The 24,154-nt window shown below is 40.1% G+C and carries 21 protein-coding genes; 11 read left to right on the top strand and 10 right to left on the bottom strand.

The annotated features are described in order from the left end of the window. Positions 1 to 120 precede the first annotated feature (120 nt). From argS to FY557_RS18225, 3 genes are all read right to left on the bottom strand, one after another. On the bottom strand, positions 121 to 1,881 hold the full coding sequence (gene argS / locus FY557_RS18235; protein WP_149248668.1) for an arginine--tRNA ligase: 1,761 nt from the start codon (positions 1,879 to 1,881) through the stop codon (positions 121 to 123). 108 nt (positions 1,882 to 1,989) lie between these two features. After that, positions 1,990 to 3,420, bottom strand: a complete 1,431-nt coding sequence (locus FY557_RS18230; RefSeq protein WP_149248667.1) for a SusD/RagB family nutrient-binding outer membrane lipoprotein — start codon at positions 3,418 to 3,420, stop codon at positions 1,990 to 1,992. 17 nt (positions 3,421 to 3,437) lie between these two features. Then, positions 3,438 to 6,482, bottom strand: a complete 3,045-nt coding sequence (locus FY557_RS18225) for a SusC/RagA family TonB-linked outer membrane protein (RefSeq protein ID WP_149248666.1) — start codon at positions 6,480 to 6,482, stop codon at positions 3,438 to 3,440. Positions 6,483 to 6,943: 461 nt separating this feature from the next. Between FY557_RS18225 and FY557_RS18220 the strand changes: the two genes are divergently transcribed. After that, on the top strand, positions 6,944 to 7,528 hold the full coding sequence (locus FY557_RS18220) for a ribonuclease HII (protein WP_149248665.1): 585 nt from the start codon (positions 6,944 to 6,946) through the stop codon (positions 7,526 to 7,528). 145 nt (positions 7,529 to 7,673) lie between these two features. Here FY557_RS18220 and yidC read toward each other — a convergent pair whose 3' ends face one another. Together yidC and FY557_RS18210 are read right to left on the bottom strand one after the other, a co-directional pair. Continuing rightward, the gene (yidC, locus tag FY557_RS18215) at positions 7,674 to 9,497 is read right to left on the bottom strand and encodes a membrane protein insertase YidC (protein WP_149248664.1); all 1,824 of its coding nucleotides are present in this window, start codon (positions 9,495 to 9,497) and stop codon (positions 7,674 to 7,676) included. Between the two features lie 176 nt (positions 9,498 to 9,673). Next, a complete protein-coding gene (locus tag FY557_RS18210) occupies positions 9,674 to 11,281 on the bottom strand; it encodes a CTP synthase (RefSeq protein ID WP_149248663.1) in 1,608 nt (535 codons plus the stop codon). Positions 11,282 to 11,638: 357 nt separating this feature from the next. On the opposite strand from FY557_RS18210, the gene FY557_RS18205 reads away from it, so the two are divergent. After that, positions 11,639 to 12,541 carry a phosphatase PAP2 family protein gene (locus tag FY557_RS18205; RefSeq protein ID WP_149248662.1) on the top strand — a complete coding sequence of 301 codons (903 nt, stop codon included), beginning with the start codon at positions 11,639 to 11,641 and terminating at the stop codon, positions 12,539 to 12,541. Positions 12,542 to 12,611: 70 nt separating this feature from the next. On the opposite strand, the gene FY557_RS18200 is transcribed toward FY557_RS18205, so the two are convergent. Together FY557_RS18200 and FY557_RS18195 are read right to left on the bottom strand one after the other, a co-directional pair. Beyond that, a complete protein-coding gene (locus FY557_RS18200; RefSeq protein WP_149248661.1) occupies positions 12,612 to 13,181 on the bottom strand; it encodes a YceI family protein in 570 nt (189 codons plus the stop codon). 67 nt (positions 13,182 to 13,248) lie between these two features. After that, entirely contained in the window at positions 13,249 to 13,656 is a 408-nt protein-coding gene (locus FY557_RS18195; RefSeq protein WP_149248660.1) for a hypothetical protein, read from the bottom strand. A gap of 59 nt (positions 13,657 to 13,715) precedes the next feature. Between FY557_RS18195 and radA the strand changes: the two genes are divergently transcribed. From radA to FY557_RS18180, 3 genes are read left to right on the top strand one after another with little or no spacing between them, the layout of a single operon-like run. After that, entirely contained in the window at positions 13,716 to 15,068 is a 1,353-nt protein-coding gene (gene radA, locus FY557_RS18190; RefSeq protein ID WP_149248659.1) for a DNA repair protein RadA, read from the top strand. 51 nt (positions 15,069 to 15,119) lie between these two features. After that, positions 15,120 to 15,659, top strand: coding sequence for a hypothetical protein (locus tag FY557_RS18185; RefSeq protein WP_228451834.1), 540 nt, complete (start codon positions 15,120 to 15,122; stop codon positions 15,657 to 15,659). Between the two features lie 13 nt (positions 15,660 to 15,672). Beyond that, on the top strand, positions 15,673 to 16,314 hold the full coding sequence (locus tag FY557_RS18180) for an ACP phosphodiesterase (RefSeq protein WP_228451833.1): 642 nt from the start codon (positions 15,673 to 15,675) through the stop codon (positions 16,312 to 16,314). On the opposite strand, the gene FY557_RS18175 is transcribed toward FY557_RS18180, so the two are convergent. The 3 genes from FY557_RS18175 to FY557_RS18165 are packed head-to-tail and all read right to left on the bottom strand — an operon-like array spanning position 16,315 to position 17,337. Next, positions 16,315 to 16,812 carry a DUF6702 family protein gene (locus tag FY557_RS18175; RefSeq protein ID WP_149248658.1) on the bottom strand — a complete coding sequence of 166 codons (498 nt, stop codon included), beginning with the start codon at positions 16,810 to 16,812 and terminating at the stop codon, positions 16,315 to 16,317. It lies immediately after the preceding gene. Beyond that, a complete protein-coding gene (locus FY557_RS18170) occupies positions 16,809 to 17,042 on the bottom strand; it encodes a hypothetical protein (protein ID WP_149248657.1) in 234 nt (77 codons plus the stop codon). Before FY557_RS18170 ends, FY557_RS18175 begins: the two co-directional genes overlap by 4 nt. Before the next feature lie 43 nt (positions 17,043 to 17,085). After that, positions 17,086 to 17,337 carry a hypothetical protein gene (locus FY557_RS18165; RefSeq protein WP_149248656.1) on the bottom strand — a complete coding sequence of 84 codons (252 nt, stop codon included), beginning with the start codon at positions 17,335 to 17,337 and terminating at the stop codon, positions 17,086 to 17,088. Positions 17,338 to 17,404: 67 nt separating this feature from the next. Here FY557_RS18165 and FY557_RS18160 point away from each other — a divergent pair, with 67 nt between their 5' ends. The 6 genes from FY557_RS18160 (at position 17,405) to groL (ending at position 23,936) form a co-directional block, all read left to right on the top strand. After that, complete coding sequence (locus tag FY557_RS18160; RefSeq protein WP_149248655.1) at positions 17,405 to 17,983, top strand: HupE/UreJ family protein; 579 nt, start codon at positions 17,405 to 17,407, stop codon at positions 17,981 to 17,983. Positions 17,984 to 18,051: 68 nt separating this feature from the next. Beyond that, positions 18,052 to 20,439, top strand: coding sequence for a M1 family metallopeptidase (locus tag FY557_RS18155; RefSeq protein ID WP_149248654.1), 2,388 nt, complete (start codon positions 18,052 to 18,054; stop codon positions 20,437 to 20,439). An 81-nt stretch (positions 20,440 to 20,520) separates the two neighbouring features. Continuing rightward, positions 20,521 to 21,408, top strand: a complete 888-nt coding sequence (locus FY557_RS18150; RefSeq protein ID WP_149248653.1) for a hypothetical protein — start codon at positions 20,521 to 20,523, stop codon at positions 21,406 to 21,408. A 150-nt stretch (positions 21,409 to 21,558) separates the two neighbouring features. Further along, complete coding sequence (gene groES, locus FY557_RS18145) at positions 21,559 to 21,837, top strand: co-chaperone GroES (RefSeq protein WP_080776869.1); 279 nt, start codon at positions 21,559 to 21,561, stop codon at positions 21,835 to 21,837. Positions 21,838 to 21,981: 144 nt separating this feature from the next. Continuing rightward, positions 21,982 to 22,236, top strand: a complete 255-nt coding sequence (locus FY557_RS18140) for a four helix bundle protein (RefSeq protein WP_228451832.1) — start codon at positions 21,982 to 21,984, stop codon at positions 22,234 to 22,236. A 74-nt stretch (positions 22,237 to 22,310) separates the two neighbouring features. Then, complete coding sequence (groL, locus tag FY557_RS18135) at positions 22,311 to 23,936, top strand: chaperonin GroEL (protein WP_149248652.1); 1,626 nt, start codon at positions 22,311 to 22,313, stop codon at positions 23,934 to 23,936. The last annotated feature ends 218 nt before the right edge of the window (positions 23,937 to 24,154 follow it).

Below are 24,154 nucleotides of genomic sequence, written 5' to 3'. Positions count from 1 at the left end.
CAGTCAGTCAGTCAGTCAGTATCAAAACCCAATTCTGAAATAATTAAAATGAATTGAAAATTATTACATCCATATTAAAAAATAAAAAAACCTCCAGGAATACTGAAGGTTTTTTTATTTTTACATCCGGTTTACGGTTTTAATTCCCAGTAGACCTAAAGATTTCTGTATGGTTTTTGCCGTGAGGTCTGATAAATTCAACCGGATCTGCTTTATCTTTTCATCTTCCACTTTCAAAACCGGGTTGCTCTGATAAAAAGAGTTATAGGCTTTTACCAGGTCATACAGATAATTCGCAATCAGGGCCGGACTTAACAGTTCTGCAGCTTTTGAAACTGTAGGCTTGTAATTGGCCAGCAGCATTACCAGTTCCTTTTCCTGAGTATTCAACTGAACATCAGCAATATCTTTGTGCCGGTAATCCGCTTTACCCAACAAAGACTGGATTCTGGCATAAGTATAAAGAATGAAAGGTCCTGTATTTCCGTTGAAGTCGATACTCTCTTCCGGATTGAATAACATTTTTTTCTTCGGGTCTACCTTCAGCATGAAATATTTCAGGGCGGCCTGGCCGATGATCTCATAGGAAACTCCTTTTTCATCTTCCGTAAGCCCTTCCAGTTTTCCTAATTCTATGGTCTTTGTTTTTGCAGCTTCATACATTTCCTGCATCAGCTCGTCAGCATCTACGACTGTTCCTTCACGGGACTTCATTTTTCCGTTCGGTAATTCTACCATTCCATAGGACAGATGGTACAACTGATCTGCCCAGGAATACCCTAACTTTCCTAAGATCTTAAACAATACCTGGAAATGGTAATCCTGTTCGTTTCCGACGGTATAAATCAGTTTCTGAATATCATTCTGCTTGAAACGTTCGACGGCAGTTCCCAGATCCTGGGTCATGTATACGGAAGTCCCATCCGAACGCAGCAATAATTTCTGGTCCAGTCCTTCATCCGTAAGGTCACACCAAACCGAACCGTCTTCTTTTTGGTACAGCACCCCTTTGTCCAAACCTTCCTGAATAAGGTCTTTTCCTAAAATATAAGTATTGCTTTCATATTGTACCTGATCAAAATCAACGCCGAGTCTGGTGTAGGTTTCATTGAATCCTTTATATACCCAGGAGTTCATTTCGCTCCAGAGATTTCTTACGTGTTCGTCACCGTTCTCCCAATCCAGAAGCATTTTTTGGGCTTCTTTCATTAGCGGAGCTTCTTTCTTCGCCTGCTCTTCAGTCATTCCCTGAACTACCAGTTCTGAAATTTCTTTTTTATATTCCTGATCGAACTTCACGTAATAATTCCCAACGAATTTATCCCCTTTTGTGTCCGTTGCATCAGGTGTTTCCCCTTTGCCAAACTTTTCCCAGGCCAGCATCGACTTGCAGATATGAATTCCCCTGTCATTGATGATCTGGGTTTTGATCACCTCATAACCTGCTTCTTTTAAGATCGCAGCTACCGAAAAACCTAATAAATTATTCCGGACATGGCCTAAATGCAGCGGTTTATTGGTGTTCGGGGAAGAATATTCAATCATCACCGTAGAATTTTGTCTCTCTACCGTATCGAAGTTTTCAGCAATCCCCTGAAAATTATCGACAAAAAACCGGTTTTTGATTTTAACGTTAAGGAAACCCTTTACTACATTAAAACTTTCCAGCAGATTGGTTTGCTGCGTTAACGCATCACCCAATTCAAACCCAATACTTTCAGGATTTTTCTTCAGCTGTTTCACCAGCGGGAAAGTCACAATCGTAAAATCTCCCTCAAATTCCGTTTTATTTTCCTGAACTTCCAGCTGAATGTCTTTCAGCTGAAAAACATTTAAAATAACCTCCGAAAGTTTTTCTTCTATTATCTTTTTAATATTCATTATCTGTTATTTTTTAAAGAACATTCCCATTCTTCCATTTAAACTGCAAATATACGGAAATAAAAAAACCGCCCGAAGGCGGTATAATATGAATGTTGAAATATTGATTTAATTAATATCCCAGAATAATTTAGTAGTTGCTTTATCTCCACCGATAGCATTAGCTGCAGCAGAGACGTTTGCATTATTTGTCACATATTCTTGATCAGAATATGGCATTCTGTATGGAATTCCTCCAATGTATGATGACGGTGGAGCTTCAAGAACCGGATAGTCCAATCTTCTTGTAAAGTTCCAAGCTGCAAAAGGGTTATTCCACATAGCTATCCAACCCTCATAACCTATTGATTGCTTCCAGTTTGTTGCATTATATGGATTTGCTGCAACATAAGTTGCAGCATCTGCTGCAGATATTCCGTTTTCTAACATTGATGCTGTCACTGCATTTGCATATAATGTAGCAGCTGTTCCTCCTACATTATAGCCTCTTTGAGCTGCTTCGGCTCTTAAAAATAAAACTTCAGTATAACTGAATAAATTAGCAGGCGCATTTCCTGTTAAAAAATTAGGATTCACATGAGAATTACCTGCAAAAGAATTCTGAGTACCATATGTTCCGCCTTTATAGATGCCTCCAACTTGTGTAAAGTAAGCCGCTCTTCTTGGATCCGCCTTTGCATTCATTGGATCAACGATCACTTTGGAAGGAACAAAATCATTCCTTCCTGCAGCAACTAAATCATCAAACAATGGATTAGTAAAAGTATTCCCATCAAATCCTAACGAATACGAATCTGATGCGGATGTAAATACTCCTCCACTAATGGCACTTTCGGCTGCAGTTTTAGATGTTGTAGGATCAACATCTGCAAGATTAATTGCTAGTCTCAATTTTATAGAATTAGCCAATTTAATCCATTTAGTCATATCCCCTTTATAAACTAAATCCTCAGGATAGCCTGCTTTAGTAGAATGGATTCTTGCTATTGCCGCATTTAGCCTGGAAATAAGATCTAAGTAAATAGTTTTAGCATCATCGTATTTAGGAGACTTAATTGTTTCAGCCTGTAATGCTTCTTTATAAGGAACATTACCATATGTATCAACAATATTTTCCCAAACAAAAACAGAAGCAATCTCTAACGTCGCCCATTTATTATCAGTAACTTGAGGATCGGCATTAATCTCCTGTGGAAGATCTCTTTTTGCTTGTTCCAGTGGGGCTAAAGTATATACATACATTCTTCTGAAATGATTTCGAGGTTGAGCCCTTGTTATCAAATTATAATTTGTTTCTTGGGTATAAGTAGTTTCAGTCCATTGCTGAACAAAAAAACGATAGTTATTAAAGTTCACACTTCCGGTATACATGTAATAAAAGCCTTGATACATACTGGTAGCCAGCAAATTTCCTGATGGTACTTCTGATGGATGTTTTGGATCTTCATTCAAAGATGTAATATCGCTCTGACAAGAGTTAAACATAAATAACGAAGCAACAATACCCCCCGCGTATAATATTTTTTTTAAGTTTTTCATTTTAATAATCTTAAATTTTAGAATTTAAACGTGAAATTTACTCCAAGTTCTCTGGTTGTAGGTAAAGATCCTACTGATGATCCGTATGAATATAAGCCTCCCATCTGTGATGATTCCGGATCTGCGTAAGGAAGATTTTTATGGATTATCCAAAGATTTCTTCCAACTATTGAAATTTTAGCTTCGTTCATAAATGTATTGGCCAATAAACTTTTTGGAAGAGAATAAGTAATACTTGCCTCTCTTAGTTTTATAAAAGATCCATCATACACAAATCTTCTATCAGGAGCAATAGCGTAACCATCATTTGGATTATTTCCATATTCATTAGGGTCAATTGCATCTGTATTTACAGGCGTGGTATTCAATTGTCCATTTGGGTTAACGCCTGCTAAAGTTGGTATATTGGTCCTGTATCCATCTACAGCTGTCTCCGGAAATAATCCACTGGCAAGGCCATAATACATATCAGAAGAGAATACATCTCCACCTTGACGAAAATCAATTAAAAAGCTTAAAGAAAAATCCTTATATCTAAATGAATTCCTTAACCCTCCAGTCCATTTTGCTTGTACATTTCCTATTACTTTATTACTCTCAGTCTGATATAGTCCAGTTTCAGGATCAACAACTTTTTGTCCGTTTAAGTATACATAATCACTTCCATAAATATCTCCCCATTGGTTGCCTACGGAAGCAACAATAGAAGCACCTCCTACGAGACCTACCAATTGATACACTTGCAAACCTTCAGCTAATTCGACTACTTTGCTTCTATTTCTTGCCCAGTTTGCGTCAATTTCCCATGTAAAATTCTGTGTTTTTATAGGATTAATTCCTAAATGTAATTCCACCCCTTTATTGTTAATCTGACCTGCATTAATAGCTGCTCCCAAACTGCCTGAACCAGCTGAGATATCAGGAGTAATTAATTGATCAAATGTTTTTGTATCATAATAAGCTGCGTCAAAAATTATTCGGTCTCTAAAAAAATGAACTTCAGTACCCACTTCAAATTCTTTTGAACGCTGTGGTTTTAAATTTTCATTTTTTAAAATTGTTTGTGGCCTGTAAATGTTAATGTTACCGTTTCCTGTATTAAAATAACCTGATGTATAATAGGTATATTTTAATTGATATGGTTCAGCAGTTCCTCCTACTTCTGCAAAATTACCTCTAATTTTCCAAAAGTTCATTACAGATTTTTGAGACTTGAGAATTTCCGATAAAATTACAGATCCTGATACTGATCCATAGGTATATTTATTGTTTCCTGTTGGTAATGTAGAACTTACGTCTCTTCTTATTGTTCCATCTAAATAGAAAATCTTATTAAAATCGAAAGAAGCTGTTGCGTATAAACTATTCGTTTGTATAGTAGCCTCAAATTCAACAGGATTTAAAAGTGGTGCTTTTGAATTATCAAGAGAATAATATCCTGCTTTAATTAGCCCACCCTCTGTTGAAGATTCAATAGAACTTTCGTGATTTCTTCTTACATTTCCTCCAACAATACCACTTAAATTCAGCCATGAAGTAAGATCATATTTATAATTTGCAAATAAATCATAATTGGTCTCACTTCTTCTTAAATCATATCTGTGATATCCGGAACCAACTGCTTTACCTGATATTCCAAAATTTTGAGGATAAGATCCAATAGCCAATCTTCTTTCAAAAAGAAGATTCGTATTATCATAGCTCAACTTACCTGTTACATTTATATGACTATCAACATCATAAGTTAATTGCGCATATGAAAAAGTTCGTGTTCTATCATCTGTAGAATAATTTTGATAACGCTGGAAATATGGATTGTTCCAAAATGCAGGTTTACCATTAGTACCACTTACCCTATTCCATGTTACATTTCCATAATTATTAGCAACAGTAGGATTTCCAACATTATTAAAGTAAGCATTTTTTAAAGCCTCCAAATCTACATTTGTCTGCCACCATTGTCTAAAACCTGTAACAATATTATCATTGTATCCTGTTTCTGTTCTCCCTGTTGTTCCCTGAAGAGTTAAAGTTGAATAGACCGTTGCATGCAATTTAGAATTTAAATCATAATTAATTTTTGTTGAAATGGTATTTTTTCTGAGTTCCGAATTAGGGAGAAGACCATTTGAAAGATTATTATCATAAGTTAAATTAAAATTAAATCCTTTTCTTCCTTTCGATAAGGAAATGGAATTGACAAATGACATTGGTGTCTCAAAAAACTTAAGAGGTCCATTTTTCGCAGCTACCCAAGGGGTTGCTTTATTATAATTCGGAGATGTAGGATCAAATGAGTCCCATTGATATACGGATAGATTAGGATTATATTCTGGGCCCCAAGAAGCATCATCACCAAAATTCACATAATCGGTACCATCAGCAGCGGACCCATATTCAAAAGAAGGCTGATAGCCCGCCCCATATCTTGTCTGATACTTAGCAAAAGTAGACTTGTCTATAAATCCTGCCTGAACAGATGATGATAAGGTTATTCCCCAAGATTCATCATCTTTTCCTCTACCATTTTTTGTTGTAATTACAATTACTCCATTAAGACCTCTTTCTCCATATAGTGCTGATGCAGCAGCACCTTTTAGAACATTTACAGACTCAATATCCTCTTGATTAATATCAGACAATGCATTACCCAAGTCGAAACCTCCATTTTGGTTACCAATGGAAGTAGATGAGTTATTAACAGGCGATCCATCAATAACAATTAAAGGATTACTGCCGCCCAAAGATTTTACTCCACGAATAACAAGATTGGCAGAACCGCCAAAATTAGAAGTAGTATTTACATTTAAACCTGCAACTTTACCAGAGAGCTGTGAAGCTATATTTCCTGTATTTGTAGTTCCTTCGAATAACTTATCTGCTTTTACTTCTTGTGAGGCATAACCAAGAGATTTTTTCTCTCTTTTAATCCCCAATGCAGTTACCACTACACCCTCAATATCCTGCGTCCTTACAGTATCACTCTTCTTTTGCTGAGCGTTTGCTACTGCCAGCGATGAAGAGATCACCAAAACAAGCACACTAGCTGTTAGTTTCTTCATATTATTATTAAATTATTTTTGTGTTTACAAATTTGTAAAACTTTCTTAAAAAGACAAAAGAAAATCATAAAAAATCTACCTACAGTGAATAAATAGCAATGATAGATAAAAAAAAATAACAAAATTTAGTTAACAAGATTATTTTTAACCAAAAGTTAACAATATAGTCTGAATAAAATAGCCATATATATAATTTTATCTCATTAGGTAATAAATCAAATTGCCTGACTACTATTTATACATAAACTATTAACTAATAGTTTTTTACGATAAAAAAAATGATTTATCCAACAAATAAATATAATGCATAGCATATAATTTTATTTTAGAAAATTAAGACTTTAACATTTTAGCACCTAAGAAACTCTAATAATCATAACATTAGATACCATTTTTTCAAAAGAGATATTTATCATTTTTTCATTAGCCTAGAATCTTTAATTTTACAAATATTTTTAGCAATGGATTTAATAAAAAAATGGTCGGTTTTTTATGTGGAAGCAGGATGTGATGAAGTGGGACGAGGCTGTTTATGTGGTCCTGTGGTAGCGGCGGCTGTGGTTTTGGATGAAAGTTTTAACCAGAATTTAGTTAATGATTCAAAAAAACTTAACTTTAAGACAAGGATGGATCTTGACGGTTATATAAAAGACCATGTAAAAGAGTATGCGATTGCAGAACTTCCTCCGGCTTTTATAGATGAGCATAACATTTTGAATGCCAGCATTCATGCGATGCACCGGGCACTCGATCAATTAACCATAAGGCCGGAACTGATTCTGGTTGATGGTAACCGGTTTCATCCATATAATTTTATTCCCCATGAATGTATTATCAAAGGCGACTCAAAAGTACTCTCCATTGCTGCCGCTTCTATTCTGGCAAAGAATTACCGGGATCAATTAATGATTGAACTTCACGACGAGCATCCGGAATATGGATGGGATACCAATTTTGGCTATGCCACCAAAAAGCATCAGGAAGCCTTAATTAAATTTGGGCCGACAAAACATCACCGGCAATCTTTCAGGCTGAAATACGATTAGACTTATTGTAGATTACACCTTATTATATATACCGAAAAATCTCCCTTACAATTAAAGGCAGATTTGTTTGAATAACGACTTTATTTTCAGAAAAGCAAAATCCGCCTCAAAAATGAGACGGATTTTTTATGAATGAAAATAGAAACTATTTCTTTTTATTTTTCTGCTGTTCCTGATAGGCTTGCTGCTGTTGAGCTTTTTCCATCATCTCCCGCATTTTTTTCTGGAATTTCCCTTCGGATTTCGGCTTTTCCTTGTTTGCCTGGATCTGGGCATGGATTTTCTTTTCGTCCAGAATTATATATTTAATAACAAGGATGATCAGGATATTGATGGCATTCGATACGAAATAATACCATGAAAGACCGGACGCAGACGTATTCAGGAAGAACAGGAATGTAATCGGGAAGATATACATCAGTACTTTCATGTTCGGCATACCTTCCTGTTGCGGCTGCTGCATATTCCCTGAAGTCATTACCGTATAAATTAAGATCACCACCGTACAAGCCAAAGCAAAAATACTCAAATGGTCTCCTAAAAAAGGAATTTTGAAAGGCAATTTAATCAGATCATCATAAGCCGTTAAATCTTTGGCAAACCAAAACCCCTTCCCTCTCAGGTCAATAAAATTCGGGAAGAAACGGAACAAGGCATAAAAAATCGGGATCTGAACCAATGCCGGAAGACATCCCGCCATTTGATTTACACCAGCTTTCCGGTATACTTCCATCGTAGTCTGCTGCTTTTTCATAGGATCTGCATCCTTGAATTTGGCATTTACCTCATCGATTTCCGGACGAATCACCCTCATCATCGCACTTAACTTATGCTGCTTATACATAATCGGCGACAGGATCAGTTTAACCAAAATTGTTAATAGGAAAATGGCCCAACCTGCGGTTAATCCCCAAGAGGCAATAAAATTATAAATAGGAATAAAGAATCCTCTGTTCATCCATCCGATAAAAGCCCATCCCAGCGGAAGGATCTCATCAAAGTTTTTGTCATAGGATTTTAATAACGGCAAATCCAACGGCATAAAGTACCAGGTGAAATCCTGATTCAGCTCACTGCCGGTCATCTGCACAAAACCTTCGTAATTTAATTTTTTCAGGTACTCCCCTTCCTCTACATTTTCCTGGTTTCCTTTACTTTGGGTAAATCCTGTTTTCGATTCAATTACGGATGCAAAGAACTGCTGCTTAACACCAATCCAGTTAAGGGTCTCCTTTTCTTCGTCCATCGTTGTTCTTCCGTCATAGTCATAATCTTTATAATTATTAAATGCGTAAGAAAATTCTGAGTGGGATTGTTCCTGGGCTCTACCCTTTTCAAGATTTCTTACATTGTAATCCCAGATGAAATCCGCTTTACTGTCGGCCGTAATTTTTGAAAGCCCCTGTGTTCTTACTTTAAAGTCCACGGCATACTGGTCTTTCAGTTCGGCTTTCGGATTATTATTTAAGGTATAAACGAACTGAATCGTTGCCCCATTGTAGTTGGCCGTTAAAGTAGCAACATTTCCGCTAACCGCCGGAGCAAAAACCAAATCTTTCGTGTTGATGGTTTTCCCGGTTTTATCTTTAAACTGGAATCCGTAATTCGAATTGTTTTTCGTGATCAGGTACAGCGGAAGGTCTGCCTGATCTGTTTTGTGATCATAGGCTTTGTATTTTACCAGTTCCACTTTAGAAACCTGTCCTCCCAAGCTATTGAACTCAAGTTTCAGTGCATTGTTTGCCAAAGTGGCGGTCTGAATGGAATTCGGCGTTACATTAGGATTGATATTGTTTGCCTGAGTGGGTTTTACGGCATTTTTTACCTGCTCGGTCTTCTGTTGCTCAGCTTTCATCTGATCCTCTTTCGACTGCTTGTTCTGGAAATAAAACATGAATCCGAAAAGAACCACACATAAAACCGCAAAACTGATAATCTGACTTTTATCGAGTCCGTTGTTCTGTTGCATTTTATCTTTAATTAAATTTTATCTTTTTCCGTACACGATCTCATGTACCTGATTTAAGTCGACAAAAATACTGTTTTTTTATCAAAACTCTATCCTTTAATCTATTACTATATAATAAACTCAGGCTGATTATTCTCAGCCTGAGTTTTATATGACGTCTTTAATTTTTAATTACTTTACTTCTGGGCACATGCTTTCACAAAAGCAATAAATAAAGGGTGCGGTGTATAAACCGTACTCTTATATTCCGGGTGATACTGAACCCCTACGTAGAACGGGTGATCCGGCATTTCCAATGCTTCTACCAATCCCGTTTCAGGATTTGTTCCGGTAGCCTGAAAACCGTTTTTCTCAAATTCCCCGATATAATCGCTGTTGAATTCATACCGGTGACGGTGTCTCTCTGTAATATTTTTAGCACCGTAAATATCGTTAAGCTTAGAGCCATTTTTTAAAGAACATTTCCATGCTCCCAAACGCATGGTTCCGCCTTTATCCACTACATTTTTCTGCTCTTCCATGAGTGAAATGACAGGATGTTCCGTGGAAGTATCGAATTCCATGGAGTTGGCTTTAGAATATCCTAAAACATTTCTCGCAAACTCGATGGTCATGATCTGCATTCCCAGACAGATTCCCAGCATCGGAACTTTATTTTCCCGGGCATACTGAGCCGTCAGTACTTTTCCTTCAATTCCCCGGTCGCCGAATCCGGGAGCCACAAGGATACCGTTTACCCCGGCTAAGGTTTCTTCTATATTTTCTTTTGTAAGATCTCCGCTGTATACCCATCTGATCTTCACTTCGGTTTCCTGGTCCGCACCGGCGTGTTTGAAAGCCTCGGCAATTGAAATGTATGAATCCTGCAGGGAAACATATTTTCCAACCAAAGCGATCTCCACCGATTTCTTAGGATTCTGGAATTTTTTTAAAAAGGTTTTCCATTCTTTAAGATCTGCGTCCTTATCGCTTTTCAGATCCAGTTCTTTTAAAACCACATCATCGAAGTTCTGCTTCTGAAGGTACATCGGAACTTCATAGATGGTCTCGAGATCTTTACATTCAATTACATTGTCCAACGGAACATTACAGAACTGGGCTAATTTTGCTCTCTGATCCTTCGGGATTTTATGCTCCGTACGGCAAACCAGGACGTCCGCCATGATTCCGCTTTCCATCAGCTGGCGAACCGAATGCTGGGAAGGTTTTGTTTTTAATTCTCCGCTGGAAGCAAGATATGGCAATAAAGTAAGGTGAATCACCATTGAATTCTTTTCTCCCAGTTCCCATTTCAGCTGACGAACCGTTTCGATATAGGGAAGGGATTCAATATCGCCTACCGTCCCACCGATCTCTGTAATGATGATGTCATAATCCTGTTTGGATAAAATTTTAATTCTCCGTTTGATTTCGTTCGTGATGTGAGGAATTACCTGAACCGTTTTCCCCAGGAAATCTCCTTTTCTTTCCTTTTCAATTACCGTCTGGTAGATTTTCCCTGTCGTAACGTTGTTGTTTTGGGAAGTCGGCGCATCCAGGTAGCGCTCATAGTGACCTAAATCCAGATCCGTCTCCGCACCGTCTTCGGTTACATAGCATTCTCCATGTTCATACGGATTCAAAGTTCCCGGATCAATGTTGATGTAAGGATCAAGCTTTTGGATGGTTACGTTGAAGCCACGTGATTTTAGTAGAAGGCCCAGAGAAGCAGAAACGATTCCCTTTCCCAAAGATGAAGTCACACCTCCTGTCACAAAGATGTACTTAGTATTCTTTTTACTCATTAGATTAGGTTTGTGCAAAGTTATGGGAAAAAGAAATACAAAGCAATTTTTTAGATTTATCAATTGGAAAATAGCAGGGTGTTTTCTGAAATTTAACAATTTTTTTTATTTATATTTGATAATCCAAAACGCAAAAAAGTCAATATTAACAATGATTTCCGCACATACCACAAGTCAAAGGTGCAGCAGCTGCCGAGCCTTTTACCGTTTCTTTATACTAAAAATAAAATTTCGGTTCATTCAATTATACCCTGCGTTATCCTGCGAATGGCAGAATGCCGAAGTTTTTTCCTTAAATACCATCGCTTCAGGTTACCAATAAAACTCATTTTTAACTGACATAAAATCATTTCCAAGGTGATTGAAGAACAAAAAACAGCCATTTCGCCTTCAAAGGTAAAACGCATGATGAAATCACGATCGGGCATTTCCTATTCGTTGCTGAATATCGTGATGTTAAAAAAGAGAATGACGGAAAAACAATTGAAAATCCGGCAGCAGGCATTTGCATTAACCCTCTGTACGGTTGTATTCATGATGGTTTACAATCTTTGCACCTGGTATGCTTCTTCTTTGGATCACGTCCCCTCATTCACCTTTGATTTCGAAAAATCGATTCCCTTTCTGCCTTTATCCATTATTCCGTATATGGCAGGCGGGCTTTTTTTCTGCACCGTATTTTTTTCCTGCAAGGATAAATACCAGTTAAAAATATTAACCTGGCGTATGCTTTTTGTAACCATTATAGCCGGCATCTTTTTCATTACCATTCCCTTACGGTTTTCATTTGCCAAACCTGAAGTTTCCCACAGTATTCTGGGGCTGCCTTTTTCATTTCTGAAAACATTCGACTCGCCTTTCAATCAATCTCCGTCGCTGCATATTGCTTTCGCTTTTGTATTCTGGTCCGTATTTAAAGATCTTTCAAAATGGCGGATTTTCCTAATGATCTGGCTGATTCTTTTAGGCATTTCGACACTGACGACTTATCAGCACCATCTGATTGATGTTATGAACGGAGCCATTCTGGCGCACCTTAGCTTTATCATTATCCCTTATCGCAGAAACAATCGCGGATACCGGAATCTACGGGTTGCCAATTATTATTTCCTGGCGGGATTGATCTTCATTTTAGCCGCTTTATTGCTTAGTAAATACCTAGGAGCTGTAGGATTTTTCCTTTTCTTACCTGCACTGGTCATGTTTATTGCAGGCTATCGTTATCAGAAAAATAAAGGATCAGACCGCTCAATAGCATAACATCTTAAAAGCAAAAAAGGTTTTCAATATCCTGAAAACCTTTTTCTAAAACCAAATTGATGTAATTAGATTATTGTTTGATTAACTCAAAATATAAGTTAACATCAACGTCTTTGGCTACACCGGCTCCTGTAGGATCATACTTGATGTTATAATCCAGACGGTTTACTTTGAAGGTGGCCTGGAATCCCATTACTTCTTTTCCCTGTTGGTTTTTACTTACCCCTCCGAAAGTTACCGGAACGGTAATCTCCCTGGTTACGTCCTTAATCGTCAGTTTTCCTTTCAGCAGATAGGTATTGTTTTTATCTTTCGTAACGGATCCTGATTCAAAAGTCATTCTCGGAAATTTTTCAGTATCGAAGAAGTCCGCACTCTTAAGATGCTTGTCTCTCATTTCAACACCGGTGTTGATAGAATTCACCTCAACAAAAAAAGAAAATTCCGCATTGTTCAGATGATCAGCAGCGGCTATTACTTTTCCGTCAAATTTATCAAACCGTCCCTGCACAAAACTGATTCCCATGTGCTTGATGTTGAAATTTACTGAAGAATGCATCGGATCTACTTTCCATGCTGTCTGTGCAAAACTCACCATACTGAATAATGCCAGTACAAAGGTTAAAAATACTTTTTTCATATTATTATTTTATATTAATTTCTTCAGCAAATATAAATCAGTTGCCGTAATATACTGTTGATCTATGTTATTTTTTATCAGCCGATGAATTTATTTTAGAATACAACAAGTGGACTAAATACATAATAATGAATACAACTACTGCATTCCCATAAACCATTATCATTAAAAGGTTTTCATTAGTCGCTTCATAAAAATATAAAAAGGGATTATTCCCTGAAATAATCAGGAACAAAAGATAAATAATTTCGAATAAAACAGCCATTCTCAGAATGGAATAATACGTTTTTCTGAAAATAACAGCCGTCAGCAGGCCTATTCCGGTAATGACAGAGCAAAAAATAAGCATAAATACCGAGAACATTCCATAACTTCCGCCCGGTAATTTCAGAAAACCCACTTCCCAATCTGTAAATTGCGTATGTAACAATGACATGGCCACAAAAACTGCCAGGCTTAAAAAAATATTTTTCATGGACGAAAATTAATTAAAATCCGGAGGAAAAATCCAAAAAAATTTTTGAACTTCGCAGTATGGCAAAATTAAAAACAGCATATTTCTGTCAGAATTGCGGCGCCCAGTATTCCCAATGGATGGGGCAATGCAAAAGCTGCGGACAGTGGAATACCCTGGTAGAAGAAATCGTGGAAAAACCTTCTTCCCACAAAACCCCGCCTTTTTCAAAATCGAAACAGAATGTCATCAATATCATTGAGGTAGAGACCAGTGAGGAACCGAGGATCAAGACGCCTTCCGAAGAGCTCAACCGGGTGCTTGGTGGCGGTATTGTATTGGGTTCCGTTACTTTGATCGGTGGCGAGCCCGGAATCGGAAAATCCACGCTGCTCCTTCAGCTGGCTTTGAAGATGAAAAAGAAAATTTTCTATGTTTCAGGCGAAGAAAGCGCTTCCCAGATTAAAATGAGGGCCGACCGGCTTACGGACATCCAGAATCCCAACTGCTTCCTTTTCACGGAAACCAATCTTGAGAAAATCCTTCACGAAGCCAAGAAGCTGGATCCTGATTTCGTCATCATCGATTCCATCCAGACCTTGCAGTCACAACTGATTGAAAGCTCGCCGGGAACCGTTTCCCAGATCAGGGAATGCTCCAACGAAATTATTAAATACGCTAAAGAAAACAATGTCCCAGTGTTTTTAGTGGGACATATTACCAAAGACGGGCAGATCGCCGGCCCGAAAGTATTGGAGCATATGGTGGATGTCGTATTGAATTTTGACGGCGACCGAAACCACCTCTTCCGATTGCTCAGAGCCAACAAGAACCGTTTCGGATCCACTTCGGAGATCGGGATTTACGAAATGGTTTCCCAGGGTCTAAAGGAAATTAAGAACCCTTCTGAAATTCTCATCACCAAAAAATTTGAGGAGCTTTCCGGAAATTCGGTAGCAGTGACCCTGGAGGGAAACCGGCCGATGCTGCTGGAAATCCAGGCCCTGGTAAGCACCGCCGTATATGGAACGCCACAGAGGAGTTCTACCGGTTTTGATGCCAAAAGACTGAATATGCTGCTCGCCGTCCTCGAAAAAAGAGCAGGCTTCCAGCTCGGTGCCAAAGATGTCTTCCTGAACATTACCGGAGGAATAAAGACTGATGATCCCGCACTGGATCTCGCCGTCGTAGCATCCATCCTATCCTCCAATGATGACGTTGCCATCTCCGAACATTACTGTTTTGCCGGAGAAATTGGCCTCAGCGGGGAAATCCGCCCGATTGCCCAGGCCGAACAAAGGATTACCGAAGCCGAAAAATTAGGCTACGAGAAGATTTTTATTTCCAATCTGAATAAACTCCCGAAGAAAAAATTCGGAATCAAGATCGAAGAAGTAAGCAAGATCGAAGATTTTCACGAACGCCTCTTCTAGGTTGTTAGAGCTCTAAGCTCTAACAACCTTTAACCGTTAAAAAACACGCTTATGAAAAAAAATGTTTATCCTTTGGAAGCACAATGCTTCTATCACATTTTCAACAGAGGAATTAACGGACAAAAGTTATTCTTCAATGAACAGAATTATCATTATTTCCTTTCTCTGATGCGGAATAAAATATTCTCCGTTGCTACGGTATATGCCTATTGCCTTTTACGGAATCATTTTCACTTTCTTGTCCGTATAAAATCGGAACAGGAAATCAGAGAAGCTTTTCCTCATAAAGATCAGACCGAAGTTTCCAAAATCATCAGCCAGCAGTTTTCCAACACGTTCAACAGCTATACCCAGGCCATCAATAAACATTTCGGAAGAACAGGAAAACTTTTTGAATTACCGTTTAGAAGGATATTGATTACTTCCAATCAGCAGCTAGTTAACACGATTCACTACATCCATAACAATCCGCTGAAATATGGCATTACCCAAAACGTTGAAGAGTACCGCCATTCGTCTTTGTTTAAAATCAGCAACGGGATTCATGATCCGATGCTGGCGCTGGAGGAGATCCTAGCGCTGCTAGGATAACGTTGTTAGAGCTTTGAGCCCTAACAACGCTTCGCTTGCAAAAATTTCCTATCTTCACGTAATGAATTACCTCGCCCATTCCTTTTTATCTTTCACCGACGGGCAGATCGTCGGCCAGTTCCTGGAGGATTTCATCCGGAACAGGGACCGCTTTTCTTTCCCGAAAGACATTCAGGACGGGATTACGATGCACCGGGCGATTGATACATTTACCGATGCCCATCCGGCTATCCATGAAGCGAAGAAGGCGTTTGCGCCTTTGGTAAGATTATATGCGGGAGCATTTGTGGATGTGGCCATGGATTATTTTGTAGCCAATGACCTGAATTTACATTCCTTAAAAGGTTGGAAAAACCATTCGGTAAAAGTGTATCGTGTTCTGAATGAACATGAGGAATACCTGCCCGAAAATTTCAGGAGAATGCTGGAAAAAATGGAAGAAGGCGACTGGCTGTACAATTACCGGTACGAAAAAAACATCGGCTACAGCATGCGGAATGTGCTCAACAAAGCTAAATATTTAAATACGGATATTCCCGTTCATGAAGCTTTTCTGAAAAATAAAAATTTCCTTCAGGAATGTTATGATGATTTTTTTCCGGATCTGTTGGAGCACGCCAAAGGCATCCATGCCCTGCTGCAGCTGGAAAACTGATTAAAACTGCTGGAACAGATACCGGTTCGGGTAGGTCAGCTTTTCGCTTTTGCGTTCTCCGTTCACGACGATATGGACGATATTGATCTGGTCATCAAATAAATTATACAGGAAACTCACGGCAGCTTCTACTTTTTTAGGAGCCTCGATCTTTTCAGACTCAAGATAGATGTTGACGGACTCATGATCTTCCTCGTAACCTACATAATTTACATTCAGGAATTTGTTGTTGGCTTTCAGCTTAAAATATTCGGAAGCGTAATTTTTCAGGAATTCGTTGAGCTGGGCTTTAAATTTCGGATCGTTGAAATGCAGGGATTTCCCATATTTGGTGTTTAACCCGTTCTCCAGGTCATCCAGAAAAAAACGTCCGGTAATTTCAAAAGTCTTTGATTTCTGATTGTAGTTGATTTCCACCGAACCAACGTGATAGGGATGCTTGCTTTCGGTAAAGGAAAAAAATATCAATACCGAAAAAAAGAAAAGGAGTTTTTTCATTGTAATAAGTCAATAATTTTTTGCGGATCCTGCCGCATATCAAAGAAAGGAAGAACTTTTATCAAATCGTCATTTTCCTTACGGAAAAACATCCGGACGTGTTTTTTACCGATCAGTGCAGAACGTACATCATGAGAATATTTCTGATATAAATTAAATTTACCTTCTTTTAATTTACCGGCCACCTTTTCTGCTTCATCGATAAACAGGCCGACTTCTTTCTCAGTCAAGTTTCGGAAAGAAGTTCAATAATGTTTTCATAACTTCGGCTGGCTATTTCCGAGAATATAATTCGCATACTTTTTTTCTGGCGTTTGCAAAAAACTCTTCCTCGGAAATCATATCTTTTTCTTCAAGACTATCAGCATATTCAGAAAGCTTATCAATGAACCATTTCGGGGTACCGTCTTCATACAATTCATCATCCTGCGCTACGGAAACCGACTTGATGCCTTTTATATTTTCCAGAAACTGTTTGATAAACGCGAAATCTGCCGTATTTTCCAATTCTATATTGACCATCATACCGTTTAATTTTACACAAAGTTAAAATAAATTTTGTATCATCGCAGTTCGAAAAAATCATTTAACAATGCAGGATTTTTTATTTTACCTCAACCTGGGCTGGGAACACATCATTTCACTCGATGCCCTTGACCATCAGCTTTTTGTTTTGGCGCTGATTGCCGTCTATTCATTTAATGATCTGAAGCAGATCCTAATTCTGATCACGGCTTTTACCGTCGGCCACTCGATCACCTTAGCCTTAAGCACCTTTGATATTGTAAGAATCAATTCGGCCTGGGTGGAATTTCTTATTCCGCTGACGATTGTGATTACTTCACTGGATAATATCCTGATGAAGAATAAAAAGCAGACGCTGATGAAAGCCAATTATTATTTAGCCCTGATTTTCGGACTGATCCACGGAATGGGGTTTGCCAACACCGCACGGGTAATGATTGCCAAAAGCCAGAGCCTCGCCTTACCGCTTTTAGGCTTCAATATAGGGTTGGAACTCGGGCAGATTGCCATTGTTTTCGGAATCCTGATCGTGCTGTTTATCCTGCTTAAAGTCTTTAAAGTCAATCAGAGAGACTGGGTGCTGTTTGTCTCTTCCGGCGTTTTTGCGCTGTCCCTGAAAATGACATTGGAAAGAATTCCGTTCTAACGCTGAAACATTTCCGGTTTTTCAGCTACTTATCGTTATATTTGAAAATCCTTAAAACAATTTCGGTTATGAAACTAAAAGTTGCCATACTTTCCCTTTCTGTATTTGCGTATACAGGTTTCACCGCACAAAATATCCAGAACAATCCGGGGAGCAACCACGGAAACCGGTTTGAACAGCTGGGAACCATCCTTCCCACACCCAACATCTACAGAACGGCCTCCGGAGCACCGGGCCACGGATACTGGCAGAACCGGGCAGATTATACCATCAATGCCTATCTTGATGAAGACAAAAGGAATCTGAAGGGTTCGGAAACCATTACCTATTACAACAATTCTCCGGACGACCTGGATTACATCTGGCTTCAGCTGGATGAAAACCAGCAGTCGACGGTAAAGAAGGCGGATTTCCCTTCCTCCTCTACCCTTCCGAAAGCGTCCAACGACCAGCAGCTCCGTCCGACGGAAGTTCCTGCTGCCGACAACGGCTACGGGGTGAACCTTGAAAAAGTAACTGACGCTTCCGGGACCCCGCTGAAATATACGGTCAACAAAACCATGATGCGGATCGACCTGCCGAAAGTCCTGAAAAAAGGAGAAAAGCTGGTCTTTAAAATCGACTGGAACTACAACATCCCGAACCGGATCAAAATGGGCGGCCGCGGCGGTTATGAAAATTTTGCCGAAGACGGAAACGACCTGTATACCATGACGCAGTGGTACCCGAGAATGTGCGTTTACAGCGACTTCCACGGATGGCAGAACCACCAGTTCACCGGAAGAGGCGAATTTGCCCTGGTTTTCGGAAATTTTAAAGTAAATATGAACGTTCCGGCAGACCACGTCGTTGGCGGAACGGGAGAATGTAAAAACTACGACCAGGTTTTAACGTCTGAACAATTAGCACGGTATAACAAGTCTAAAACTTCAGGAGAACCGGTGGAGATCGTGACCCTGGACGAAGCGAAAAAAGCTGAGAAAAACCATTCTAAGCAGAGAAAGACCTGGAGCTTTGAAGCCAATGACGTGAGGGATTTTGCCTGGACGTCTTCCAGGAAATTTGTTTGGGACGGGATGGGAGTTACCATTCCTGAAAACAACAACAAGGTAATGGCCATGAGCTTTTACCCGAAAGAAGCTTACAATTTATACCGTAAATATTCAACCAAAGCGGTAGCGCATACCATCAAGACCTATTCGGAGTTTACGATTCCTTATCCTTACCCGGTTGCACAATCCGTGGAAGCGGCCAACGGGATGGAATACCCGATGATCTGCTTCAACTACGGAAGAACGGAAAAAGACGGAACCTATTCCGAAGGGATCAAGAACGGAATGCTCGGGGTAGTCATTCATGAGGTAGGGCACAACTTCTTCCCGATGATCATCAACTCCGACGAAAGACAATGGAGCTGGATGGACGAAGGACTGAATACCTTTGTGGAATACCTTACCGAAGAAAGATGGGACAATAAATTCCCGTCCAAAAGAGGTCCGGCCTGGACGATCACCGACTATATGAAGCTGCCGAAAGATCAGCTGGAACCGATCATGTCTAATTCTGAAAACATCATCCAGTTCGGTCCGAACGCTTACTCAAAACCGGCAACCGGTCTGAATATCCTCCGGGAAACGATCATGGGAAGAGAGCTTTTCGACAAAGCCTTTAAAACCTATGCGAAAAGATGGGCCTTCAGGCATCCTGAGCCGGCGGATTTCTTCAGGACGATGGAAGACGCGAGCGGCGAAGACCTCGACTGGTTCTGGAGAGGATGGTTCTACGGAACGGATCCCGTGGATATCGCCATCGACAAAGTAACCATTGCCACACCGGATCTTGACACGGCACCAAGGGAAGCCAAGGAAACCAAATATAAAGTAGACAAACCTGCCCAGAATGATTTTGAAGACATTTCAAAAATCAGGAACCGCGAAGACAAGAACATTACGTTCTATGTGGATAAAGACAAGGAAGCTCAGGATTTCTACTACCGCTACGACAGAGGCCAGGAAAAAGTGGACAATACCAAAGAATACGTTTTCAAATCCGAAGGAACGGAACCTTTGACCCAAAAAGAAAAAGACAAGTTTAAAAATATGACCGCTTACCAGATCGACTTTACCAACAAAGGCGGACTGGTTATGCCGATCATCCTGGAATTCACCTTTGAAGACGGAACAAAATTAAAGGACAAATCGTCTGCCCAGATCTGGAGGCTGAACGAGCAGAAAGTTTCCAAGACCTATTATTTCGACAAGAAATTAAAGTCCATCCAGCTGGACCCGATGCGGGAAACGGCTGACATCGATACCTCAAACAATTTCTGGAGCAACGACGGCGGAAACACCCAGGTTTCCAAATTCGATCTGTTCAAGCAGAAAGAAGCCGGCGCTACGAGAGGTGCTTCCAACGGAAGAGTAAACCCGATGCAGGCAGCCGGAAAGAAAAACTAATTTTTTTTATCAAATATTATTAAAAAGTACTCCTCATCCGGGTACTTTTTTTAGTTTTGTCAGATTATAAAAATTAAAACCATGAAAAAATTCAGCTTCCTGATTTTATTGCTGCTTTCGGTACAGCAGTTCTTTGCCCAGTCTTTACAGTTCTACACCGGAAAGCGGGATTTTATCCCCATCGAAATCCTCATGGAAGACGGCAGCACCAAAAAAGGATTTGCCCAGGATTTCATGCTCCCGGATGTGGCTACCTTCAGCGTGATGGGAAGAGGCCCGAAGTACGCGAACCTGGACCGGAAGGAAGTAAAATTCAAATCTGCAAAAAGCGATACGCAGGTTCAGCTGATCCCCGTTTCTGATATCAAGAGCCTGATCTACACCAACGAAGAGACCCAGGAAACGTTCCAGCTGGATAAACGTCTGGTGAAGGAAATCAACAGCAACCTGGAAGTGGAATCCGAAGGAAAAGTACTGATGCTTCCGCTGATGGAAAAAGGGAAAATCAATATGTACGGTTACCGCAGCATGCTGTGCAAAGCCGATTTCGGGGACAGCAATTCCGCGGGATTCAACGGGAATGAAGACCAGTGCCAGCTTACCTATGTAATGATTTACCTGAGCAAGCCCAACGAAACCTTTGCCGTAGCGCCGGTAGATTACAGCTCGCTGACCCCGCTTGATTTATTCAACATGAAAAAGCTGTACAAAAAGTTTTACCGGGCTTACGAAGAAGTGGGTGCCGACTGCCCGGAATTCCTGGCCAAAGTGGATGAAGCCCGGAAGAACGATTACTTCTCCAACAAGACCTTCAAAGAAAATAAAAAAGCCGCCGATGCCGAGCGTAAAGCCCTGCTGAAAGGAAAAAGAGGCGCTGAGGCTTCAAGGATCAACATGAAATACCGGACGGAACTGTTCACCAACATGTACAAAAAGCTGCTCGATGATTACGATGCTTCCTGCAGATAAACAACAATACTGAAAGTCCACCTTTGTGGGCTTTTTTTCTGCCAAAATTTCAGTCCTTGCAGAAAAAATTCTGCCATTTCAGTCACAGACGGCTGATGGCATACTATTAGGGAATTACAAGACAGAAATAATTAAAACATTAAACATATTATGTCAGTAAACTTTAAACCATTAGCAGACAGAGTTTTGATCGAGCCGATCGCTGCAGAAACGAAAACCGCTTCAGGGATTATTATTCCGGACACCGCTAAAGAAAAGCCGCAGGAAGGTACCGTCGTGGCAGTAGGTCCTGGTAAAAAAGACGAGCCGACAACCGTACAGGTGGGCGACAAAGTGCTTTACGGAAAATACTCCGGTTCTGAGTTGAAACTGGAAGGTAAAGATTATTTAATTGTAAAAGAAGGAGATCTTCTGGGAGTGATTGGCTAATGGCCGATGGCTTCTGGCTGATGCCGTAATGCATATAGATTAGCATGAGGGATTTTAAAAAGTTTGAGGTTTGGCAATTGAGTCACCAATTAACTTTAAGATGTATACCTCGACCAAAAATTTTCCTAAAAAGAGATTTTTGGATTGACTTCCCAGATCAGGAGATCGTTTGCTTCCACCGGATATAATATTTCGGAAGGCAGCGGAAGAAATTCTGATAAAGAGTTTGCTAATTTCATCAATATTGCGCTGGGATCATCCAACGAAGCCGAAAACCAATGGATTCTCGCTAAAGATTTAAAATACATCAACGAAAATGATTATCAGGATCTTTTGCAAGAATTAACCACATTAAAAAAGAAGCTTGTCACCCTTTGGAACAGGCTGAACAAAAATTAAAATCAAATTATAAAATCAAAACCGCGGATGGGTGAGGCCAAAAGCCAACAGCTATTCGCCAAAAGCTTAAAACAATGGCAAAAGAAATAAAATTCGATATCGAGTCTAGAGACGCTTTAAAAAGAGGGGTTGATGCATTGGCAAATGCAGTAAAGGTAACCTTAGGTCCTAAAGGAAGAAACGTAGTGATTGAAAAATCTTTCGGTGCGCCTCACGTAACCAAGGACGGGGTTTCCGTAGCAAAAGAAATCGAACTGGAAGACAGAGTGGAAAACATGGGTGCCCAGATGGTGAAGGAAGTCGCTTCCAAAACCAACGACATCGCCGGTGACGGTACGACGACCGCTACGGTTCTTGCTCAGGCGATCGTAAGAGAAGGTCTGAAGAACGTAGCAGCAGGGGCTAACCCGATGGATCTTAAAAGAGGAATCGACAAAGCGGTAACGGCTGTTGTGGAAAACCTGAAATCCCAGTCCAAAACGGTAGGTGATTCTACGGAAATGGTGAAGCAGGTAGCTTCCGTTTCTGCCAACAACGACGAAACCATCGGTGCACTGATCGCTGAGGCTTTCGGAAAAGTAGGTAAAGAAGGGGTAATCACGGTAGAAGAAGCGAAAGGAATCGATACGACGGTAGACGTTGTAGAAGGGATGCAGTTCGACAGAGGATACCAGTCTCCGTACTTCGTAACCAACCCTGAGAAAATGGTGGCTGAGGTAGAAAACCCATACATCCTTCTGGTAGAGAAGAAAATTTCTTCCATGAAAGAATTGCTTCCGGTTCTTGAGCCGATTGCCCAGGGAGGTAAATCCCTATTGATCATTTCTGAAGAAGTGGAAGGTGAAGCTTTGGCTACTTTGGTGGTCAACAAATTGAGAGGTTCCCTTAAAATTGCTGCGGTAAAAGCGCCAGGATTCGGAGACAGAAGAAAAGCCATGTTAGAAGATATCGCGATCCTTACAGGCGGAACCGTAATCTCTGAAGAGCAAGGGTTCACCATGGAAAACATTTCTTTGGATATGCTGGGAACTGCTGAGAAAGTAACCATCGATAAAGACAACACAACCATTGTAAACGGTGGCGGTGAAGAAAGCAAGATCAAAGGAAGAGTAAGCCAGATCAAAGCGCAGATGGAAACGACCACTTCCGACTACGACAGAGAGAAGCTTCAGGAAAGACTGGCTAAGTTAGCCGGTGGGGTTGCCGTACTTTACGTGGGCGCTGCTTCCGAAGTGGAAATGAAAGAGAAAAAAGACAGAGTGGATGATGCCCTTCACGCAACAAGAGCTGCCGTAGAAGAAGGAATCGTTGCCGGAGGTGGTGTTGCTTTGGTAAGAGCCATCGCTTCACTGGAAAACCTTACCGGAATTAACTCTGATGAAACCACCGGTATCAAAATCGTAAAAAGAGCGATCGAAGAGCCGTTGAGACAAATCGTTGCCAACGCCGGAGGTGAAGGTTCCGTAATCGTAGCCAAAGTAGCGGAAGGAACTGCCGACTTCGGATACAATGCGAAAACCGACGAATACGTCAACATGCTTGAAGCAGGGATCATCGACCCTACGAAAGTAACGAGAGTAGCCCTTGAAAACGCAGCTTCCGTATCAGGAATGCTGTTAACCACCGAATGTGTGATCACTGAAGTGAAAAAAGACGAACCTGCCATGCCAATGGGTGGCGGAATGCCGGGAATGATGTAATAGCGTGTCGCTGAGACCATTTATATACTAACCGTTCTGATTTTCAGAGCGGTTTTTATTTTGTATTAATTTTTTTAATTATATTTGAGAAAACTAATTAAACCATGGAAAAATATCGATTACTTCTTACCTTACATCCCACTTTTAAACATAAATTCAAGTTTTAAAAACAAATAGTAATTAGTTTGCAGAGAAAAAGAAAATCTGTCACTAATAAG

The sequence above is a fragment of the Chryseobacterium sp. SN22 genome, from assembly GCF_008329705.1.
Classification (GTDB): Bacteria; Bacteroidota; Bacteroidia; order Flavobacteriales; family Weeksellaceae; genus Chryseobacterium.
The sequence above is the reverse complement of the archived record's forward strand: the minus strand, read 5'-3'. Positions and strand labels throughout refer to the sequence as shown.

What these genes read in the sequence shown, in the direction of transcription:
- argS (WP_149248668.1), bottom strand. Translation starts at nt 1,881, where the DNA reads ATGAATATTAAAAAGATAATAGAAGAAAAACTTTCGGAGGTTATTTTA.
- FY557_RS18230 (WP_149248667.1), bottom strand. Translation starts at nt 3,420, where the DNA reads ATGAAAAACTTAAAAAAAATATTATACGCGGGGGGTATTGTTGCTTCG.
- FY557_RS18225 (WP_149248666.1), bottom strand. Translation starts at nt 6,482, where the DNA reads ATGAAGAAACTAACAGCTAGTGTGCTTGTTTTGGTGATCTCTTCATCG.
- FY557_RS18220 (WP_149248665.1), top strand. Translation starts at nt 6,944, where the DNA reads ATGGATTTAATAAAAAAATGGTCGGTTTTTTATGTGGAAGCAGGATGT.
- yidC (WP_149248664.1), bottom strand. Translation starts at nt 9,497, where the DNA reads ATGCAACAGAACAACGGACTCGATAAAAGTCAGATTATCAGTTTTGCG.
- FY557_RS18210 (WP_149248663.1), bottom strand. Translation starts at nt 11,281, where the DNA reads ATGAGTAAAAAGAATACTAAGTACATCTTTGTGACAGGAGGTGTGACT.
- FY557_RS18200 (WP_149248661.1), bottom strand. Translation starts at nt 13,181, where the DNA reads ATGAAAAAAGTATTTTTAACCTTTGTACTGGCATTATTCAGTATGGTG.
- FY557_RS18195 (WP_149248660.1), bottom strand. Translation starts at nt 13,656, where the DNA reads ATGAAAAATATTTTTTTAAGCCTGGCAGTTTTTGTGGCCATGTCATTG.
- radA (WP_149248659.1), top strand. Translation starts at nt 13,716, where the DNA reads ATGGCAAAATTAAAAACAGCATATTTCTGTCAGAATTGCGGCGCCCAG.
- FY557_RS18185 (WP_228451834.1), top strand. Translation starts at nt 15,120, where the DNA reads ATGAAAAAAAATGTTTATCCTTTGGAAGCACAATGCTTCTATCACATT.
- FY557_RS18175 (WP_149248658.1), bottom strand. Translation starts at nt 16,812, where the DNA reads ATGAAAAAACTCCTTTTCTTTTTTTCGGTATTGATATTTTTTTCCTTT.
- FY557_RS18165 (WP_149248656.1), bottom strand. Translation starts at nt 17,337, where the DNA reads ATGATGGTCAATATAGAATTGGAAAATACGGCAGATTTCGCGTTTATC.
- FY557_RS18160 (WP_149248655.1), top strand. Translation starts at nt 17,405, where the DNA reads ATGCAGGATTTTTTATTTTACCTCAACCTGGGCTGGGAACACATCATT.
- FY557_RS18155 (WP_149248654.1), top strand. Translation starts at nt 18,052, where the DNA reads ATGAAACTAAAAGTTGCCATACTTTCCCTTTCTGTATTTGCGTATACA.
- FY557_RS18150 (WP_149248653.1), top strand. Translation starts at nt 20,521, where the DNA reads ATGAAAAAATTCAGCTTCCTGATTTTATTGCTGCTTTCGGTACAGCAG.
- groES (WP_080776869.1), top strand. Translation starts at nt 21,559, where the DNA reads ATGTCAGTAAACTTTAAACCATTAGCAGACAGAGTTTTGATCGAGCCG.
- groL (WP_149248652.1), top strand. Translation starts at nt 22,311, where the DNA reads ATGGCAAAAGAAATAAAATTCGATATCGAGTCTAGAGACGCTTTAAAA.